A 14,471-nucleotide genomic window follows, 5' to 3' on the forward strand; every position below is an offset into this window, starting at 1 on the left:
CTAGTGTCGCGCCCCAACTGTGTCAAACGCCGCCAAGAAGTGCTCGCGCCACCAGTTGATGTCCTGTCGGCAGATGCCGTCAAAGAGCGAACGCCAGCGTTTCTGACGTTCGTCGAGAGGCATATTCAGGGCCGTTCGCACGGCATCGGCGACGGCATCACGGTCATGAGGGTTGATAATGAGGGCATCGGTCATTTGATCGGCGGCGCCTGCGAACTGGGAAAGCACGAGTACACCGGGATCGTCCGGGTCCTGGGCTGCGACATATTCCTTGGCCACAAGGTTCATACCGTCCTGCAGTGGCGTGACCAGACCCACGCGGGCGAGCCGGTAGAGACCGGCCAGTTCGTCGCGTTCATAGCCGCGAGCCAGATAGCGGATCGGGATCCAGTCAAGGTCGCCATAGTCACCATTTATTCGGCCCGACAGTTCATCAAGTTGCTGGCGCAGCTGGGCGTATTCCTCGACGACGGACCGCGACGGCGGTGCAATCTGGGTAAAGGATATTTTGCCGTGAAGGTCGGGATTTTTGTCGAACAGAACCGCCATGCCCTCAAAACGCTGCGGCAGGCCCTTGGAATAGTCCATCCGGTCGACACCGATGACCAGGTCGCGGTCACCGAGAAACCGCGCGAGTTTCCGGGATGCGTCATTGGCAGCGGGGGTGATGGCGCTGAAGCTGAATCCTGCCGCGTCGATACCGATAGGGCAGAGGCGAAGCGTGAGGACATGGTCACCGATCTTGAAGTGCTCATCATCGCATTTCTCAGCGCCCATTTCTTCCTGAATATAGCGCGCGAAATTGGCGCAATCGTGCGAGCTTTGGAGTCCTACGACGTCATAGGCGCACAGACCGGCCGCGAGCGTGAGATGGTCAGGGATCGACTTGAAAACTTCAGGCGCCGGAAACGGAATGTGAAGAAAAAAGCCTGTCCGGCGGTCACAGCCAGCGTCCTTCAGGAGTTTCGCCAACAGGAAGAAATGGTAGTCCTGGACCCAGATGAGGTCATCGGGCGTAGTCTGGGCGGCGACCACGTCGGCAAACTGCCGGTTTATCGCAGCGTAGGCGGCAAAATAATTGCTGTCGAACACGGCCAGGTCGAGCCGATTGTGCATGACCGGCCAGAGAACGCTGTTGGCATAACCCAGGTAGAATCCTTCGTACTCTGCCTTCGACATGTCGATCAGGGCGAACGCGACCCCGTTCTCATCGGTGTTGAGAACGCGGCGGCGAGGCACGTCGAAAATTTTTCCGCTCCATCCGATCCACAAGCCGCCCGTTTCGGCAAGCGTGTCCGAGAGTGCGACGGCAAGTCCGCCTGCGCCGGGACTGCCATAAGCGGTCCGGTTGGAAACGACGACGAGGCGCGAAGACGATTCGGAGTTGTAATTGGTCATAAGGGTAGACTCAGACGGTACCCATTCCAGATGTACCCGGTTCCCACACGCACGCAGCAAACCGCGAAATTTCCCCCAAGTGCACGTATCGGAGGCAGTGGCTGACCAGATTCGGTCAACGGACGCAGCGCTTCACATAAGGCGCTGGCGACCAAATCTGAAATGGAATGGTGCCCGGGGGCGGAATCGAACCACCGACACGCGGATTTTCAATCCGCTGCTCTACCCCTGAGCTACCCGGGCAGGCCAGCAGGGAAGGCGGGTTCTAACCAAGGCAGGCACGCTTGTCTATCGCGTTTTCAGTCATCTTCTGACAAGTCGTCGAGCGGGCGTCCGCTATCGGCGTTTTCGTCCAGTTCTGCGGGCGCGCCGGGGATCGCATATCCGCCCTTCAGCCATTGACCGAGATCGACATCGGCGCAGCGCTTCGAGCAAAATGGCCGGTATTCCGGAGATACCGGTTTCTTGCGGCACTGGGCGCATTTGGGCGTGCTGTTCTGCGGTGAAATGGGCTTGCTCATGTCTGGAATACTTCAGGTTTGGTTTTTTCGCTGGACAAAATCGTCAATCGGGCACCGAAAGCCTCGTCAAGGCGCTCCTGCAGGTCAAGACTGCTTGCAGACAGCCAATTGAAGGCGCGCAAGGGCAGCGAGAGCGTCAGCCGGGCCATGGGCTGGGCCCGGGCTTCCCGCTGCAGATGGCGCAGGCCTTCGAGACACAGGGTTTCATCGGTCGGTTCGCCGTTCGGCGAGAGGAGTCGGTCGGCGATCGGTGTTTCGCCCCAGGCGACCGAGGCTTCCAGGAGCCCGAATGTGGACGGCGCCAGGGCCTTTGCCTTTCTTTGGGACACGCCGGCAAACGCCGAGAGCAATCCGTCACGCAGCTTGAGTCCGGCCTCGCGGTTGATGGGCGACACGCAGTCGAGCACGATTGCGCCGCCAAGGTTGCGCAGGCTGATCTGGCGGGCGAGTTCGCGGGCAGCATCCATGTTGATGCGCAGGGCGCGGGCCGCGGCCCGGCCGGTGTCATTGCGGCCGGTTGTGTCGAGATCGACCGCAACGAGCGCGGCCGTAGGCTGGATGCGCAGCGTGCCACCGCCGGGCAAAGTGACAGTTTCCGACATTGCTTCATCGAAGGCCAGTTCGATGTCCGGATGGCCGGGAGGGACATCTTCCGGTGTCAGGCCGGCCGCACCGGGCAAAGCGGCCAGCCATCGCTCGGCAGGAGACCGGGCGGCAGGTTCAGAGGCGGAAGGCTGGACCCGCGCGAGTTTGCCGTGTCGGCTCTCCGAAACGACGCACACCGATACCGCTTGGCCCTCGGTGATGCCATGCCCTTCACCGAGCCGAACGAAGGCTTCTGCGCCGCCGGGAAGTTCGACAAATCCGCCCCCTTGCCGCGGATGGATAGCGCGGACACGGGCTTCGAGCACATCGCCGATATGTGGCCGGGTTGCTGCGTCGCTCCACCTGTCCGTTCGCACGGCAATCGCACGGCCTGAGCTATCGAATGCGGCCCAGCGTGTTTCGCCGACCGCGACTTCCTTCAGGATGCGGGCGACCGACATGGATCAGCGAAGCGCGGCGATCAGAGAAGCGGTTACCGGATCGTCGGCAACTTCTTCAGCCGCCAGCGCAGGCTTCAACCGGGCGGCCATGGTTTTGCCGCGCTCGACTCCCCATTGATCGAACGGATTCAGGCCCCAGAGCTTGCCTGCGAAATAGGTGCGATGCTCGTACATCGCGACGAGCGCGCCGAAGGCTTCGGGGCCGAAAGCCGGGTGCGTCATGAAGGTCGATGCGCGGCCACCTGCGTGGACCTTTTGCCGTGCAACCGCTTCGTCCAGTCCGGGTTCTTCGGTCATCACTTCGTCGAGGCTGCGACCGTTGGCGAGCACTTCGGCCTGGGCCAGCGCGTGCGCTGCAAGCGCCGAGAGGCCGGTGGAGTCCCGACCGGTGTCGGGCGCGAGGATGAACTCGCACGGGACGGCCTGCGAGCCCTGATGCAGCCATTGATGGTAGGAATGCTGGCCGACCGAGCCTTCGCCGCCCCACAGGGCAGGCGCAGTGGCGACGGAAATTGAAACACCGTCGGGACCGACGCTCTTGCCGTTCGATTCCATTTCCAGCTGCTGTAGATAGGTCGGCAGCAGGCGCAACCGGTTGGCGTAGGCGAGCAGTACGCGCATCGTGTCGCCGAGGATGGACGTGTTCCAATAGTCGAGCAGGGCGAGACGCATTGGGACATTGGCAGCAAGCGGCGTGTCGCGTGTATGGGCGTCCATGTCGCTGGCACCTGCCAGGATGCGGTCGAAGACGTCGGCGCCGAGATAGATCATGCAGGCGAGCGAGGCAGCCGACCAGAGCGAGAACCGCCCGCCGACGGATAGCGGCATGTCAAACAGGTGAGCGTCGCGGCCGCCAAGCCAGGCCCTGGCCTTTTCGGGCGCGGCGGTGACGAGGGCGAGGTGTTGGGCCGAGGCCTCACCGAGGGCACGCTCGAGCCATTTTCGCGCCCGTGCGAGATTGTAGAGGGTCTCCTCCGTCCCGAATGACTTCGAAACGCCGATAACGAGCGTCGTGGCCGGATCGAGGCTGGCCAGGGAGCGATCAAGGTCGAGCGGGTCGACATTGGCGCAGAAACGGAGGTCGATGCCGGCGGGAGCCAGGTCTTCGAATGCGTCCGCAATCAGCCGCGGCCCGAAATCGGACCCGCCAATTCCGATATGGACGATGGACGTGAATTGTGTTCCGCCAGCGGTGGTGATGTGTCCGGACCGGACATCCCGGGCGAACTGGAGGGCAGGCAGCACGCTTTGCCGCACGGTCTCGGATTCGCCTGTCAGCGGCATTCTGGCCCGGAGCGCCCAATGCAGGGCCGGACGGCCTTCCGACGGGTTCACGATGGCGGCCCCGAACAGGTCCGCAGATGCGGCTTCAAGCGTACGTGCGCGCCCGAAAGCGAGCAGGGCGTTTTCGGATTCTGCGTCCAGGTACTGCCGGGCCGTATCGATACGCCATCCGGCCGCAGCCAGCACGGACTGTCCAGCACGGACGGACGCGACCTCGCCAAGAGGGGTTTGACGCACTCGCCGTGCGTGTGTGGACAGGTCTGTATCCATGTCATGGCCTCAGTGACGGAGTTGCCCCGTGGCATATCCGGCATTGGGCCCTGAAGGCAAGTCGCGCCCCAATGCACAGCCCGCATACAAATGCCTGCTTGAAACCCGCGCCACACATGGGTATGAGGCGCGTTTAACGGGCATTCCGCCTGCCAAATTTACCTGAAACCTCGTCCGGCGGGCCGGACAACAGACACGCTAAGGAGAGGCCCGATGGGCAAGGCAAAGTTTGAACGCAACAAGCCGCACGTGAACATCGGCACGATTGGACACGTTGACCATGGCAAGACGACGCTGACGGCGGCGATTTCGATGGTTCTTGCGGAAGCATCCGGCGGCGAAGCCAAGTCGTATGCCGACATTGACTCTGCGCCCGAAGAAAAGGCGCGCGGCATCACGATCAACACGGCGCACGTCGAGTATGAGACGGCCAACCGTCACTATGCCCACGTCGACTGCCCCGGCCACGCTGACTATGTGAAGAACATGATCACGGGCGCCGCGCAGATGGACGGCGCGATCCTGGTTGTGAACGCGGCTGACGGCCCGATGCCGCAGACGCGCGAGCACATCCTGCTGGCCAAGCAGGTCGGCGTGCCGGCCATGGTTGTCTTCCTGAACAAGGTCGACCAGGTCGACGATGCCGAGCTTCTGGAACTGGTCGAGATGGAAGTGCGTGAACTTCTCTCCTCGTACGACTTCCCGGGCGACGACATTCCGATCATCGCGGGCTCCGCGCTGGCCGCTGTCGAAGGCCGCAATCCTGAAATCGGCCGGGACAAGGTTCTCGAGCTGATGCAGGCTGTGGACGACTATATCCCGACACCGGAGCGTCCGCTGGACAAGCCGTTCCTGATGCCGGTCGAAGACGTGTTCTCGATCTCGGGCCGCGGTACGGTTGTGACCGGCCGGGTTGAGCAGGGCATCATCAAGGTTGGCGAGGAAATCGAGATTGTCGGCATCCGCCCGACCGTCAAGACGACCTGTACCGGCGTTGAAATGTTCCGCAAGCTGCTCGACCAGGGCCAGGCCGGCGACAACATTGGCGCGCTGCTTCGCGGCGTCGACCGTGAAGGCGTCGAGCGCGGCCAGGTTCTCTGCAAGCCCGGTTCGATCACGCCGCACACGACGTTCGAAGCCGAAGCCTACATCCTGACGAAGGAAGAGGGTGGCCGTCACACGCCGTTCTTCACCAATTACCGTCCGCAGTTCTACTTCCGCACGACCGACGTGACGGGCGTGGTGACGCTGCCGGCCGACAAGGAAATGGTGCTTCCGGGCGACAATGTGAAAATGGATGTCGAGCTGATCCAGCCGATCGCCATGGACCAGGGCCTGCGCTTCGCCATCCGTGAAGGCGGCCGTACCGTCGGCGCCGGCGTCGTCTCCGCCATCAAGAAATAAGAACGGGATCCCGTTCTGACGGCAAAGGCCGCTTCCGCAAGGAAGCGGCCTTTTTCGTTCTTCCCGTTGTTGAAAAGCAGGTTAGTCTGGAAAGACACTGGGGAAGGGACAGACATGCTTCGTATCAACAAGGTTATTTTGCTGCTGGCGATTTTCAGCTCTACGTTTTCAGCAGCTTCCGCTGAGCCGATTGACGACGCCCGGATTATTGTCGAATCCACCATGACGCGTGAATACTTCGAGGAGAGCCTGGACCAGATTTCAGGACTGCTCGTCGGTTTCATGCAAAACGAACTCCGTGAGCAGGGTGACGAGTTGTCAAAGAATGCAACCGAAGTGCTTACAAACATGATGCTCGAAGCGTTGCTCGAAGGGATGCAAGCAGGCATGACCGAGGCCATGGCAGAAGCCTATGTAATGAATTTCACGCCCGAAACTCTTGCAGCTTATCGCGCGTTTCTCGAAACGGCTGCGGGGAGAGAAATAGCCAGTAAACAAGGGGTTATTATCGCCGAAGCTGGAAAGATCGGCGAAGAAATTGGCGCAGAATTAGGCATACTGGCGGTTGAGAGCATCAACGATGATATAGAAGCTGACCGCTGGCCCGCAGGGACGTTGAGTTCAACCAAGCTCGAGATATCCGGGCTGTTCGCCGAATAATTTGCGCTGGTGAAGCGGTTCGGGAAACGGGCGACGAACTGCAAGTGGCAAAGTATGACGCTAACGTCTTGCAGCCTGCGTGCATTTGGGGCAAACCACCGCTTCGCCTGTAGGGGTATAGCTCAGTTGGTAGAGTACCGGTCTCCAAAACCGGGTGTCGTAGGTTCGAGTCCTACTGCCCCTGCCAGGCGTCAATCATCGGAAAAATCGCGTAGTCCGGCACTTTAGCCCTTCAGGGTCAGGTGCGCGTCGGAGAGTCCTGCTTGAGGGCGACCAGCATGTCGTGAACGACCGCTTCGCTACGCGAGACCACGCTGGACACAAGTTCGTGGGAAAAGGTCGAGCCGCTGAACCAGGTATTGCTGTGGCCCTGGACGCGCCGCAAATCCCCGAAAAGTCCGGACCCGACGGCCTCTGCCTTGTATTGCGGGAAGTATTGCCAAGTCTTCTGGAAGACGACGTTGTTGATCGTGAATCCGTGCAAGGCCGCATCGGCAAAGAGGATTTCGCGCAATTCGTCCGAGCTGAGCCCGTCGGAGAACTGGCCCGTGACGTAGAGACGCCCACCCAGATCCGAACTTTCGCCTTCCGCGCGCCCGCCGAGGATCGCGCCGCGCAAGGCGCTGGTCTTCGAGGCCCGGGAATATCCGATCACCTGGTGCCCGGTGAACCAGTCATTCGAGGCAATCAGCGTGGTGGTATAGTTCTTCCAGTCAATACTGTCGGCAACGCGTTGTTCGAGCGAACTGGCTTTGGCAATTGTCGTGAACAACTGCATCGGGATCGTGGATACGATTGCATCGAACACTTCCTCGGAGTCGCGCGTGTGGACCACCGGTTTCGGACCTGACCGGTCGATCCCGATCACTGGCGTGGCGAGTTGTACATCCAGCGGCCTGGCGAACCGCTCCCAGAACGTCGTCCAGCCCTGTTCTGGCATATGCAGGTCGTTCAGCACACCGGACAGGAGGTATTGGAGATCGCACCATTGCACAGTCTGGCCAATCGTGGCTTCGTCGACATAGCCGTATCCCTGAGTTGTCTGGATGCGATGCATCGCAAGCTCGATTTTGGGAATTTTCAGGGCGCGAACCCATTCGATCGTCGAAAGCGAGGCTTCCTGCATGACTTTCGGGTCGTCAGGCCGAGCCCGGATCGCCTTGCGCAGTGCGCCTGCCTTACGGATGAATTTGACGACTTGCAGAGGCAGCGGGCCGCCTGGTCCCTGCTTGACGTAATCGAAGACCGATTGGCCGTCGAATTCTGGCCTCTCCTAGTCGTTTCAGGCTGATATCATTGGCCTTCATCCAGCCTTTGATCATCGTGTGGGACCGAGTCGTATAACACGTGCCCATTTCGTTCATGTTGTCGCCGTTAAGAATTGAAAACGACTTGCCGCCGATCCGGCTGTCCGCTTCGTAGACAATCGGGCGAATCCCCCGTTCCTGCAGGAAATGCGCTGCGCTGAGGCCGGCAGGCCCGCCACCGATGATCGCGATTTTGTATTCGTTCTCGGTGGCCAAGTTGTGTTCCATGAACCCTAATTATTAACGAAAGTATCGGCACTCTCATAAAGTTAGTCCTTGGTGACAAGGCACATTTTCATCTTATCGCGGTATTCAGACTTCATGCCGACAACTGGGTCACAAATTTCTTTTCTGAAGTATCTGCTACAGCGCAGGCACCCAAACGCGACCGCGGTGGATCGCGTCGTGCTGCTGGAGCAGCATCTGGCCTTCGCGAGCCACACCGCCACCATGGCAGGTGTGATGATTGTGAACTCCACCGCAACCACGATGATGATTTCACAAAGTATCGCCAATACATCAATGCGCTATTGGCTGTTCCTGAACTGGGCGCTGGCCGCCGTTCTGGTCATCGATTCGCTGCTCAAGCGTGGCCTTTCACGCCCGACTGCCGTGAGCGGCCGCTACCTGCGACGGTCAGAATGGCTGGCCTATGTGTTCGGTGCGGCATGGGGATCTCTGCCGTTTTTTATCAGTAGTACCGACCCCCGTTCGGCGGTCCTTTACGGGGCGCTTTTGATTCTACCGATGATCGCCGGCATGTCGGCACTGTTGCCCGCCGTACCCAGGGTTGCGCTGCGATATTCAGCGACAGCGGTAATTGCGCTGCTTCTCTTTGCGGGGCTGTCGGCCGCAAATTCGGGCATGACGATTTCCCTTATGGTCCTCGTTTTCATGTTCGCCGTCTATTTTGGCATGAAACGGACCTATCTGACCTTCGTTTCCAACGTCGAGTCGCGAATCCTGGCGACTGAATCGCACGAAATCCTTATTGGCGCGCTGAATGCCAGCGGTCAGGCCTTTGCCTATCTCGATGCCGAGGGGAAGGTTCTGGTTCAAAACGATCTCCACAAGGCGTATTTCTCCGGCACGGAAAGCGACCTGACAACGGGTTCGCGCCGCCTTCCCAAAGCGGGCGAAAGATACTGGCAAAAGTCGGTTGAGAAGGTGCCGAATGGTGGGCATGTTATTCTCCATACCGATGTGACCAATCTGGAGCAGAGTAAGCGGGACATCGAAGTGGCCAAGGAAGAGGCAGAGACCGCAGATGCGGCCAAGACCCGGTTCCTGAACTCGATGAGCCGGGAGCTCAAAGTGCCACTCGACGTGATTGTCGGATGTTCGGGCCTGATGGGCAGCGATTCGAACATTCCATTCGATGAGCGCGAGTTCCGAGGCTATGCCGATCAGATCCGCAAGCATGCGTCCTATCTCGGGGGAATCATCGACCAGATCATCAGCTTCTCGAAGCTGAACCGCGAGACCGTGACGGCGGATGAGGAAGTGGTTGAACTGTCGGAGATCATCAACAGTGCCGTGGGGCGCGTGAGGCTCGCATCACCGGGCTATTCCGACGTGCCGCTGCAGGTGAATATCGAACCAGGACTGCCTCAAGTCTATTACGACCGCACGGCGCTGGAACGAATTGTCCAGAACCTGGTGACCAATGCATTTGAGCATGGGGCAGCGTCACCTATCTCCGTCAAGGTTTCCCGGATTGTGGGCCGAGGTATATTGATGATGGTCAGGGATCGTGGCGCAGGCATGGGCAAGGAAGATCTCGAGAAGGCTTTCGAGCCATTCTTCCAGGGCGCACGTACAAATGAATTGAAGAATGGCCGCGGCGTCGGCCTTGGCCTGTCAGTCAGTCGCAAGCTGGCGCGTCAGCACGACGGCGATGTCCTGCTCGACAGCCAGGAAGGCCGGGGAACCAGCGCATTCCTGGTGATCCCTCCGAGCCGATGTGTTTCAGCCGCTGACCGTCAGGCCAATCCGGTGGTTCGCGAGAACTCCTGATCCAGCATCAGGCGGGGCGATACGATTCAATGGACTGCGAACGCCCGAATTCAGATTCGGCAATCATGGACTGAAATTGCGGGGTGATGTCCGGGCTCTGCTCGGGCGCGCCGAGCTCTTCAGCGATGCCGCTAATCGCAACTGCGCTGCCTTTCCGCCCGATGATGCGCGCCAGCATGCTGCTGACAGCTACCCTTTCTTCGCCAGCAAACACTTCATGGACATAGCAGACATAATTGTCCTGCCACCCGACGATTGATGTGACGACTTCGATTTTTTGCGGGAACCGAAGCGCGCCCGTCTGGCGAATGGATTCCGCTTGAATGATGGGAAGCCAGCCGTTTCGGCGAATGAGACGTCCGAGGCCAATCCGGATGACGGAATTGATCGTCGCAAGGTCCGTGTACGACCGGATGCGATGCAAGGGAACACTCTGCGCGAATGCGTGATCGGTTACCCAGACGCGAAGCCCGATACGGGTCGGTTCGAGCGGGTCACGGGCCGACTGGCCTCGCAAAGCGGCGAACAAGATAAACATGAATCGCGCGAACAGATTCAATAGGGTGCCCTCTGGATTGGCTGGACCGTGGGTCTGGGATTGTACCCGTGTCTTCCGGAGGTCAGACCATTCGGAAGCATGTCCTAGCTTTCGACAGTATCAGACAATACCGCGTAGCGCCCACCATGAAATAATAGCGGGCGGGCATCATGATCGGCGGCGATGCGAATGACTTCACCCAGAAAAATTACATGGTCGCCGCCATCATGCTGGGCATAAGTCCGGCATTCCAGCCGTGCGGCGCTTCCGGGCAGGATGGGCACGCCGCCTTCGCCAGGTTCGAATTCTATGCCCTCGAACTTGTCTACATCGCTCGTGGCGAACCTGCGTGACAGGGTCGATTGGTCCTCACGAAGTATGTGAACGCAAAAGTGCCTGGCTTTCTGAAAGGCGGCGAGGTTTCGCGATTCCCGGCTCAAAGACCAGAGGATCAGCGGTGGGTTCATGGATACGGAATTGAAGCTGTTGGCTGTGACGCCGAAAGGCATGCCGTCTTCGTTTCGCGCCGTAATGACGGTGACTCCGGTCACAAACAGGCCAAGCGCATCGCGAAATGTCCGGGTGTCAAATTCCATATACCACCGTCTAAGTCGGTTTCGCGGCATGGCAAAGCCGATTTTCCCGCTTGTCAATTCGCGTTGACCCTTGCTGGGAATGCCTTTGAATGTGCGAATGAGCGAGTTTCGGAAAAAGGTATTCAGCAAATGGCTGACCACGTGCAAGGCGAAATGGAGCTGCCAAATGGCGCGCCGTGCCCCTGGTGGCGCGGCGCTGTTATCTATCAAATCTATCCGAGGAGCTATCTCGACACGGATGGTGACGGGATCGGCGACTTGCCAGGGATCACCGAGAAGCTCGGTTACATCGCGTCACTTGGCGTGGCGGGAATCTGGATATCGCCATTTTTCACGTCACCGATGAAAGATTTCGGTTACGACGTGTCGGACTATTGTGATGTCGATCCGATTTTCGGGACGCTGGATGATTTCGACCGGCTGGTCGAGACCGCGCATGCGGCAGGACTACGGGTCATCATTGATCAGGTCATGTCACATACGTCGGATGCGCACGCCTGGTTCAGCCAAAGCCGCGCTGACAGGACGAATGCGAAAGCCGACTGGTACGTGTGGCAGGACGCAAAGCCGGACGGAACGCCGCCCAATAACTGGCAGGCCGTATTCGGCGGTGCCGCCTGGACTTGGGATGCGCGACGGCAGCAGTATTACATGCACAATTTCCTGGCGAGCCAGCCGCAATTGAACCTGCACAATCGGGAGGTCCAGGACGCACTGCTCGCCGTGGCGCGTTTTTGGCTTGAACGCGACGTTGACGGGTTCAGGCTCGATGCCATCAACTTTTCGATGTTCGATCCGGCTTTTCGCGACAATCCCGCTTGGGATACTGGCAACCGCACGATAACGCGCCCGCATGACTTCCAGCGCCATGTGCATAACCAGTCGCACCCCGGGATCCCCAAGTTTCTGGAGCGCGTCCGGGCGCTAACAGATGAATTCGGTGCGGTGTTTACCGTGGCGGAGGTCGCAGGGGAAGACCCCCTGCCTGAGATGAAAGCATTCACGGCGGGCGACAGGCGATTGAACTCAGCCTACAATTTCGACTTCCTGTACGCCTCCACATTGACGCCCGGGCGCGTGCAGCGTGCGCAATCGAACTGGATGGGCCCTGTTGACGAGGGCTGGCCGTCCTGGGCCTTTTCCAACCATGACGCGCCGCGCTGCGTCAGCCGATGGTATGATGGACCGGACCGGAACCGGTTCGCAAAACTGACAAATGCGCTGCTGCTCAGCCTGCGCGGCAATCCGATCCTGTATCAGGGAGAAGAGCTGGGCTTGCCGCAGGCGGAGGTTCCGTTTGAACGCCTGCAGGATCCTGAGGCAATCGCGAATTGGCCCCGCACCCTTGGCCGCGACGGGGCCCGCACGCCTATGCCGTGGATCCGTGATGCCCACGAAGCAGGTTTTACAGCGGGCGCACCCTGGCTTCCAATGGGGCAGGGGCACGCGCCTTTGGCGGCTGACGTGCAGGAAACGGCGCAGGGATCGGTCCTGAACTTTACGCGGCACGTGTTGGACCTTCGGCGAGTGTCGCCGGCCCTGACCCTTGGAGACATGGCATTTGTGGAGGCGGATGAGCCTCTGCTGGTATTCTGGCGCGTGCAGGGCGACGAAAAAATACTCTGCGTGTTCAATCTTGGGGCCGATTCCCGGCCGCGCCCCGGCTGCATGCCATCAGGCGCAACCGTATTGGCAGATTCCGGATGGGATGGTGAATTTTTGGGCGACGTGCCCGAATATTCGGTTTGGATCGGTCGAGTTTAGGCGGGCCGCTTTCGAACATGAAAGAGTCGATCCTGGGGTCTGAGCAGAGCCTCCGCACCGCATAATCCAAATCTGTGCGTGACGTTGACCTATGAGAGCGCTAACATGATGATCTTTGGCACGTTCGCCAAAATATTATACTCAGAATTGAATTCTTGCGGCATGCGAGAATTTGAATGTGCGGGGAGCGTCTACAATGGCCAAATTCATACCGGTTGATGCATTCGATATCGTCATTTTCGGTGGCACGGGCGATCTGTCCCGGCGCAAGTTGTTGCCAGCGCTCTATCATCGCTGGCTGGATGGCCAGATTCCGGAAACGAGCCGGATCGTCGGCACGGCGCGTTCTGAGCTGTCCACCAAAGCCTATCGCGACATGGCGCGCGAAGCCTGCGAAAAGGCGTCGGGCAACAATTGGGATGCCAACGCGTGGAAAGGGTTCGAAAAGCTCGTCGAATACGTCTCGATTGACGCCACCGACCCCAAAGCCGACTGGCCGACCCTCAAATCGAAACTGTCAGACGAGGCAGAGCGTCCATGCGTTTTCTATCTCGCAACGTCGCCGCGCCTCTATGTCGGCATTTCCGAAGCGCTTGGGCGGGCGGGGCTGGCGACCGAACAGGCACGGGTTGTGCTCGAAAAACCGATCGGTACCGACCTGGAGTCCGCCCGCGAAATCAATGACGGAGTCGGTGCCGTGTTCGCCGAACGCCAAGTGTTTCGCATCGACCACTACCTCGGCAAGGAAACGGTCCAAAATCTGATGGTCCTGAGGTTCGCAAACATGCTGTTCGAGCCGCTCTGGTCTCGCAACTATATCGATCATGTCCAGATCACGGTGGCTGAGGACCTCGGGCTCGAGGGCAGGGCCGATTATTACGACAAGTCCGGCGCCCTGCGCGACATGGTGCAGAACCATATGCTCCAGCTGCTCTGCCTGACGGCGATGGAGCCGCCCAATCATCTCGACGATGACGATATCCGGACCGAAAAGATCAAGGTTCTGAACGCGCTGGTGCCGATCACGGGCGAAGCGGCGAGGCGGGTGACCGTGCGAGGCCAATACAAGGCGGGCGTGCGCGGCGATGAACCTGTAAAGGGCTATGTCGACGAGTTGAGCAGCGGTTCTGCCAGTTCGACCGAGACTTTCGTCGCAATCAAGGCGTCGATAGACAATTGGCGCTGGGCCGGCGTGCCGTTCTACCTGCGAACGGGCAAGCGATTGCCCATTCGCCATTCCGATATCGTGATCCAGTTCAAGCCGACCCCGCATTCGCTGTTCGGCGAAGGCAACGATGCCGTCAACAGGCTGGTCATCCGGCTCCAGCCGGACGAAGGCGTGCGCCTTTATGTGCAGATAAAGGAGCCGGGCCCCGGCGGCCTGCGCGTGAAATCCCTTCCGCTGAACCTGTCCTATGCCGAAAGTTTTACCGTCCGCTATCCGGACGCCTACGAACGATTGCTGATGGATGTGGTGCGGGGCAATTTGTCCCTGTTTATGCGCCGCGATGAGGTAGAAGCCGCCTGGAAATGGGTCGACGGCCTGATCGACGCCTGGGACCGCTACGGCGATGCGCCGGATCTCTACGCTGCTGGAAGCAACGGACCTCTCGCCGCCGCCATGATGATGGACCGCGACGGGCGCGCTTGGTTCGAAGGGAAATAGG

At 59.7% G+C, this 14,471-nt stretch carries 13 protein-coding genes and 2 tRNA genes; 6 read left to right on the forward strand and 9 right to left on the reverse strand.

Features of this window, described 5'->3' with window-relative positions; genetic code table 11:
* From AC0L7I_RS10850 to AC0L7I_RS10870, 5 genes are all read right to left on the reverse strand, one after another.
* Complete coding sequence (locus tag AC0L7I_RS10850) at nucleotides 1-1,398, reverse strand: alpha,alpha-trehalose-phosphate synthase (UDP-forming) (protein WP_473396447.1); 1,398 nt, start codon at nucleotides 1,396-1,398, stop codon at nucleotides 1-3.
* 168 nt (nucleotides 1,399-1,566) lie between these two features.
* A tRNA-Phe gene (locus tag AC0L7I_RS10855) sits at nucleotides 1,567-1,641 on the reverse strand.
* 56 nt (nucleotides 1,642-1,697) lie between these two features.
* The gene (locus AC0L7I_RS10860) at nucleotides 1,698-1,919 is read right to left on the reverse strand and encodes a DNA gyrase inhibitor YacG (RefSeq protein WP_473396448.1); all 222 of its coding nucleotides are present in this window, start codon (nucleotides 1,917-1,919) and stop codon (nucleotides 1,698-1,700) included.
* A complete protein-coding gene (locus AC0L7I_RS10865) occupies nucleotides 1,916-2,965 on the reverse strand; it encodes a ribonuclease E/G (RefSeq protein WP_473396449.1) in 1,050 nt (349 codons plus the stop codon). Before AC0L7I_RS10865 ends, AC0L7I_RS10860 begins: the two co-directional genes overlap by 4 nt.
* 3 nt (nucleotides 2,966-2,968) lie before the next feature.
* A complete protein-coding gene (locus AC0L7I_RS10870) occupies nucleotides 2,969-4,486 on the reverse strand; it encodes a glucose-6-phosphate isomerase (RefSeq protein ID WP_473396450.1) in 1,518 nt (505 codons plus the stop codon).
* Nucleotides 4,487-4,732: 246 nt separating this feature from the next.
* Here AC0L7I_RS10870 and tuf point away from each other — a divergent pair, with 246 nt between their 5' ends.
* The 3 genes from tuf (at nucleotide 4,733) to AC0L7I_RS10885 (ending at nucleotide 6,770) form a co-directional block, all read left to right on the forward strand.
* Nucleotides 4,733-5,923 (forward strand): elongation factor Tu, encoded by a 1,191-nt coding sequence (tuf, locus tag AC0L7I_RS10875; protein ID WP_473396042.1) that lies wholly within the window; start codon nucleotides 4,733-4,735, stop codon nucleotides 5,921-5,923.
* 114 nt (nucleotides 5,924-6,037) lie between these two features.
* Nucleotides 6,038-6,583 carry a DUF2059 domain-containing protein gene (locus tag AC0L7I_RS10880; RefSeq protein WP_473396451.1) on the forward strand — a complete coding sequence of 182 codons (546 nt, stop codon included), beginning with the start codon at nucleotides 6,038-6,040 and terminating at the stop codon, nucleotides 6,581-6,583.
* A 111-nt stretch (nucleotides 6,584-6,694) separates the two neighbouring features.
* A tRNA-Trp gene (locus tag AC0L7I_RS10885) sits at nucleotides 6,695-6,770 on the forward strand.
* Nucleotides 6,771-6,821: 51 nt separating this feature from the next.
* Here the strand turns inward: AC0L7I_RS10885 and AC0L7I_RS10890 are convergent.
* A complete protein-coding gene (locus AC0L7I_RS10890; protein ID WP_473399144.1) occupies nucleotides 6,822-7,793 on the reverse strand; it encodes an FAD-dependent oxidoreductase in 972 nt (323 codons plus the stop codon).
* A complete protein-coding gene (locus AC0L7I_RS10895; RefSeq protein WP_473396452.1) occupies nucleotides 7,762-8,118 on the reverse strand; it encodes an FAD-dependent oxidoreductase in 357 nt (118 codons plus the stop codon). The genes AC0L7I_RS10890 and AC0L7I_RS10895 overlap by 32 nt, the downstream gene beginning before the upstream one ends.
* A gap of 51 nt (nucleotides 8,119-8,169) precedes the next feature.
* Between AC0L7I_RS10895 and AC0L7I_RS10900 the strand changes: the two genes are divergently transcribed.
* The gene (locus tag AC0L7I_RS10900) at nucleotides 8,170-9,906 is read left to right on the forward strand and encodes a sensor histidine kinase (protein WP_473399145.1); all 1,737 of its coding nucleotides are present in this window, start codon (nucleotides 8,170-8,172) and stop codon (nucleotides 9,904-9,906) included.
* Between the two features lie 7 nt (nucleotides 9,907-9,913).
* On the opposite strand, the gene AC0L7I_RS10905 is transcribed toward AC0L7I_RS10900, so the two are convergent.
* Together AC0L7I_RS10905 and AC0L7I_RS10910 are read right to left on the reverse strand one after the other, a co-directional pair.
* On the reverse strand, nucleotides 9,914-10,444 hold the full coding sequence (locus AC0L7I_RS10905) for a hotdog family protein (RefSeq protein ID WP_473396453.1): 531 nt from the start codon (nucleotides 10,442-10,444) through the stop codon (nucleotides 9,914-9,916).
* Between the two features lie 104 nt (nucleotides 10,445-10,548).
* On the reverse strand, nucleotides 10,549-11,040 hold the full coding sequence (locus AC0L7I_RS10910; RefSeq protein ID WP_473396454.1) for a flavin reductase family protein: 492 nt from the start codon (nucleotides 11,038-11,040) through the stop codon (nucleotides 10,549-10,551).
* A 129-nt stretch (nucleotides 11,041-11,169) separates the two neighbouring features.
* Here AC0L7I_RS10910 and AC0L7I_RS10915 point away from each other — a divergent pair, with 129 nt between their 5' ends.
* A complete protein-coding gene (locus AC0L7I_RS10915; protein ID WP_473396455.1) occupies nucleotides 11,170-12,804 on the forward strand; it encodes an alpha-amylase family glycosyl hydrolase in 1,635 nt (544 codons plus the stop codon).
* 196 nt (nucleotides 12,805-13,000) lie between these two features.
* Nucleotides 13,001-14,470: a glucose-6-phosphate dehydrogenase gene (gene zwf, locus AC0L7I_RS10920; protein WP_473396456.1), complete on the forward strand. Its 1,470-nt coding sequence runs from the start codon at nucleotides 13,001-13,003 to the stop codon at nucleotides 14,468-14,470.
* Nucleotide 14,471: the final 1 nt, after the last annotated feature.

This window comes from Hyphomonas sp. J20-32 (genome assembly GCF_055808555.1).

Coding starts and splice junctions, on each gene's coding strand:
- AC0L7I_RS10895 (WP_473396452.1), bottom strand. CDS start 8,118: ATGGAACACAACTTGGCCACCGAGAACGAATACAAAATCGCGATCATC.
- AC0L7I_RS10910 (WP_473396454.1), bottom strand. CDS start 11,040: ATGGAATTTGACACCCGGACATTTCGCGATGCGCTTGGCCTGTTTGTG.
- AC0L7I_RS10880 (WP_473396451.1), top strand. CDS start 6,038: ATGCTTCGTATCAACAAGGTTATTTTGCTGCTGGCGATTTTCAGCTCT.
- AC0L7I_RS10905 (WP_473396453.1), bottom strand. CDS start 10,444: ATGTTTATCTTGTTCGCCGCTTTGCGAGGCCAGTCGGCCCGTGACCCG.
- AC0L7I_RS10850 (WP_473396447.1), bottom strand. CDS start 1,398: ATGACCAATTACAACTCCGAATCGTCTTCGCGCCTCGTCGTCGTTTCC.
- AC0L7I_RS10865 (WP_473396449.1), bottom strand. CDS start 2,965: ATGTCGGTCGCCCGCATCCTGAAGGAAGTCGCGGTCGGCGAAACACGC.
- AC0L7I_RS10860 (WP_473396448.1), bottom strand. CDS start 1,919: ATGAGCAAGCCCATTTCACCGCAGAACAGCACGCCCAAATGCGCCCAG.
- AC0L7I_RS10915 (WP_473396455.1), top strand. CDS start 11,170: ATGGCTGACCACGTGCAAGGCGAAATGGAGCTGCCAAATGGCGCGCCG.
- zwf (WP_473396456.1), top strand. CDS start 13,001: ATGGCCAAATTCATACCGGTTGATGCATTCGATATCGTCATTTTCGGT.
- tuf (WP_473396042.1), top strand. CDS start 4,733: ATGGGCAAGGCAAAGTTTGAACGCAACAAGCCGCACGTGAACATCGGC.